The following is a 1,449-nucleotide window of genomic DNA, read 5'->3' as shown; positions in this document are numbered from 1 at the left end:
CGTAAGTTCGTGTATAATAGGAACGAATGTTCTTTTAAGAAGTAACCTAATTATAGTTTAGAAGTAAATTCGAGTTTAGTAAGTATTAAAAATAACTAAGGGATAGTATGGCTAAATAAATGTATAAATGATCAAGGAGATAAAAAATGAACGATGTAAAGATACAAAAAGAAGAAAGAGAGTGGGTTCCGTTTACAGTAATGTCCGAACAACTTTTAAATATGAGAAAGATTATTGGAGAGAAATTAAAAGTACAAAAACCGCTTTTAACAAATGAAGCAAAAGAGAGAATTTCTGATAAATTATTAACGTCATTACTGTCTGAGAAAGAAATATTGGTAACATATTTTGAAGATGGTTACATACTAACAAGCTACATGACTGTTGTACATATCAATCCGGTAAAACAAATTGTAATTTGTACAGACGCCTTTTATAAAACTTACGTATTTAACGCTATGGATATTATTGAAATAACGTAAAAGAAGCTGAGTATTAAATGGCAGCTTTTTTTATTTCTGATTTATGAGAAAAATAATACAAGAAAAAGCAGCTAGCTTTGTGCTAGCTGCTGAGCCCCAGGGAAAGGGAGAAAAAGATAGGGTACTCCAAAATCGACAAGAGCTGTCAACCAGCCTGATTATAGTATAGACAAATTAAAATTTTCTATACAGAAAGTTGAACATAAGATTAGGCTGTACCCACTTGGTTTTGATCTGCAAGGTCAGAATCAAATGTATTGGTCGCGCTAACACCGTTAAAAGTATTAACAACAAAACCAACGTTTGATGCGCCGGAACCATTATAAGCTTTCGTATTTTCTTTCGGAGATACGTTGTAGAAATCACCTAAGTTAAATGATCCATTGCTATTTTGTACAACTAAATTTCCTACAACTGATGGCATAATTTTCACCTGCTTTATAATAAGTTGTTAACATTACTATATGGAGTTATAGTCCAGATGGTTCATACAATAAAAATTGTGGAATAGTAAAACGTTTGGAGCGTGGATTTCAATAAAAGTGTGTTAAAATTAATATAATAAAGTTGAGTAATTTTTTGAAAAAATTTGTATAATTGATATATATGAAAATAAAGGAGGCAAAATGTAATGAAAGATATTATGAAAAAAGTTGATTTAACAGATGCCAAATCAAGTAATCTTGTTGCATTAATTTATAGTAATGAAGTTATATTAGTTGAAGACGCATTTTGTCCAAATGAAATAAAATTAAAGTTTAATGAAATTGCAATTTTATCTGCAATTAAAACAGCCCATATTGCGAAAGTGTCTATTAGGAAAGAACTTGAAGCGCTTTTTCATGATACGGGTGTTATATTAGTGAAACAAAATGTTGATTATGGTAGTAGCCAATCTATTACCATGCATTTTGAGCAATTTAAAAAATTGCAAGATGAGATTGAACATTTAAATAAAAGTATATAA

The 1,449-nt window shown here is 29.7% G+C and carries 3 protein-coding genes; 2 read left to right on the top strand and 1 reads right to left on the bottom strand.

All coding sequences use genetic code 11. The features are described from left to right. The first annotated feature begins 146 nt into the window (after positions 1-146). Entirely contained in the window at positions 147-482 is a 336-nt protein-coding gene (locus tag ACQGSG_RS28890; protein WP_001999741.1) for a YolD-like family protein, read from the top strand. A gap of 208 nt (positions 483-690) precedes the next feature. Here the strand turns inward: ACQGSG_RS28890 and gerPF are convergent, their stop codons facing one another. Continuing rightward, positions 691-906 carry a spore germination protein GerPF gene (gene gerPF / locus ACQGSG_RS28885; RefSeq protein ID WP_001141565.1) on the bottom strand — a complete coding sequence of 72 codons (216 nt, stop codon included), beginning with the start codon at positions 904-906 and terminating at the stop codon, positions 691-693. A gap of 207 nt (positions 907-1,113) precedes the next feature. On the opposite strand from gerPF, the gene ACQGSG_RS28880 reads away from it, so the two are divergent. Beyond that, the gene (locus ACQGSG_RS28880; protein ID WP_000651906.1) at positions 1,114-1,449 is read left to right on the top strand and encodes a hypothetical protein; all 336 of its coding nucleotides are present in this window, start codon (positions 1,114-1,116) and stop codon (positions 1,447-1,449) included.

The organism is Bacillus sp. GMa5/1, from assembly GCF_050172015.1.
GTDB lineage: Bacteria > Bacillota > Bacilli > Bacillales > Bacillaceae_G > Bacillus_A > Bacillus_A cereus.
This window is presented reverse-complemented; position numbering and strand designations above follow the sequence as displayed.